The sequence below is a fragment of the Devosia sp. genome (genome assembly GCF_041917035.1).
Classification (GTDB): domain Bacteria; phylum Pseudomonadota; class Alphaproteobacteria; order Rhizobiales; family Devosiaceae; genus Devosia_A.
On the sequence record NZ_JAYRYM010000423.1, the window covers coordinates 1 to 1,920 of the forward strand.

At 67.2% G+C, this 1,920-nt stretch carries 4 protein-coding genes; all 4 read left to right on the forward strand.

The annotated features are described in order from the left end of the window. The coding region (locus ACE3TU_RS21875; RefSeq protein WP_374627965.1) for a LysR substrate-binding domain-containing protein at positions 1–652 on the forward strand (652 nt) is incomplete at its 5' end. Then, positions 649–843, forward strand: a complete 195-nt coding sequence (locus tag ACE3TU_RS21880) for a twin transmembrane helix small protein (protein WP_374627966.1) — start codon at positions 649–651, stop codon at positions 841–843. The genes ACE3TU_RS21875 and ACE3TU_RS21880, both read left to right, overlap by 4 nt. A gap of 69 nt (positions 844–912) precedes the next feature. Next, positions 913–1,503: a cob(I)yrinic acid a,c-diamide adenosyltransferase gene (locus tag ACE3TU_RS21885; RefSeq protein ID WP_374627967.1), complete on the forward strand. Its 591-nt coding sequence runs from the start codon at positions 913–915 to the stop codon at positions 1,501–1,503. Between the two features lie 64 nt (positions 1,504–1,567). After that, positions 1,568–1,750 (forward strand): hypothetical protein, encoded by a 183-nt coding sequence (locus ACE3TU_RS21890; RefSeq protein ID WP_374627968.1) that lies wholly within the window; start codon positions 1,568–1,570, stop codon positions 1,748–1,750. Positions 1,751–1,920: the final 170 nt, after the last annotated feature.

Here is a 1,920-nt window from a genome sequence, read left to right on the forward strand (position 1 = left end):
GCTCGTCGCCGAAGGCTCCAGTGCCGTCCTCTCCGGATCCGTACGGGTGACCTCCAGCACGATGATGTGCGGCTACGTCCTGCCCGGCCTGCTCGCCAGGACGCGACTGGTCTTCCCCCAGGTCGCCATCGAGCTGGTGCCCTCGGATTCGGTCGAGAACCTGCTGCTGCGCGAAGCCGACATCGCGGTACGCCTGTTCCGCCCGACCCAACTCGAACTGGTGGCGCGCAAGCTCGGCGAAATCCAGCTGGTCGCCTGCGCCCACCGGAGCTATCTCGCCCGCCGCGGGGCCCCGGAGTCGGCGCAGCAGCTGACCTCCCACGACCTGATCGGCTTCGACCGTTCCGACCTGCTGATTGCGACGGCGCGCCGCATGGGATTTGAACTCGAGCGGGCCGATTTCGTTGTACGAACCGACAGCCAGACCAATATGTGGGAACTGATGAAGGCGGGCCTAGGGATCGGGTTCGGCCAGGAGAACCTGGTGGACCGCACGCCGGGGATGGTCAAGCTGCTGCCCCAGGTACGCCCCCCGCCTCTCGAAGTCTGGCTGGCCGCGCATCGGGAACTCTTCACCAGCCGGCGCGTCCGTGCCATCTACGATCACCTGGGCGAGGGCCTCGTCGGCTACATCGCAGGAAGGCCCGAATGAACATCACCGGCATCGTCACCATCATCGCCCTCGCCGCCGTGGCGATCATCCTGTTCATGGGGCTGTGGAACATGTTCCGCGACGGCAGCCCCAATGTCAGCCAGAAGCTGATGCGGGCCCGGGTCATCGCCCAGGCGGTGGCGCTGGTGGTGATCCTCGGCGCCCTGGCCCTGTTCGGACGGGCCGGCTGAGCCGCGCGGGCACTTGACCCGCGCGCCAAACCGTCGTTTGCCTTTCCGCACAGCACTTGCGGATGTGAGATGGTCAAGCTCAACAGGATCTACACCAAGACCGGCGACAACGGCACGACCGGCCTGGTGCGCGGCCCGCGCCGGATGAAGCACGACCTCAGGGTCGAGGCCTACGGCACGGTGGACGAGGCCAACAGCTTCGTCGGCATGGCGCGGCTCAACACCGCCTCCATGCCCAAGCTCGACCGGGTGCTGGCGCGCATCCAGAACGACCTGTTCGACGTCGGATCCGATCTGGCCACACCGGGCCCCGATCCGGACGGGACGACGCCGTCCCTGCGGGCGACGGCGCAGCAGGCCAAATGGGTCGAGGAGCAGATCGACTACTTCAACGCCGGCCTCAGGCCGCTGACCAGCTTCGTGCTGCCCGGCGGCACACCGCTGGCGGTCGCCCTGCACCTCGCCCGCACGGTGACGCGGCGTGCCGAGCGGCAGGTCGTGGCGCTGATGGCCAAGGAACCCGACGTCAACAGCGCCGCGCTCATCTATCTCAACCGGCTGTCCGACCTGCTCTTCGTCCTCGCCCGGGTCGCCAATGCCAATGGCGAAACCGACGTCCTGTGGACCCCCGGAAAATACTCGAGCGAGACGACACGCTGAACTTGCATCGCATCCGAGGGATCGGCGGCACACTTCGTTTACCCGCCGGCAATAACCTCGCGGGATGGACACCGACATCACATCGCAGTTGCTTGCCGCGCGCTCGACGAGCACGCAGCACTCTGCGACGATCGCGGTGATCCGGAAAAATCACGAAATGGACATGGCGCTGCTGCAGGCGGTTGATGAACTGAGCCGCGCCGCACCGCCGCCCGGCCAGGGCCTCAAGGTCGACAAGCTCGCCTGAGGACCGGCCATGGCACTCGCGAAGACGACTGCCATCTCCAGCATCCAGCGCATGGCGGCCCGCGAGACGGGCAACCTGGCCCTCGCCAATGTGCTGGTCGCCAAGAAGCTGGGCGAACTCGATCGCCAACTGACCCAGCAGCGGGCCGCGCCCGACGCCCCGCCGCAATC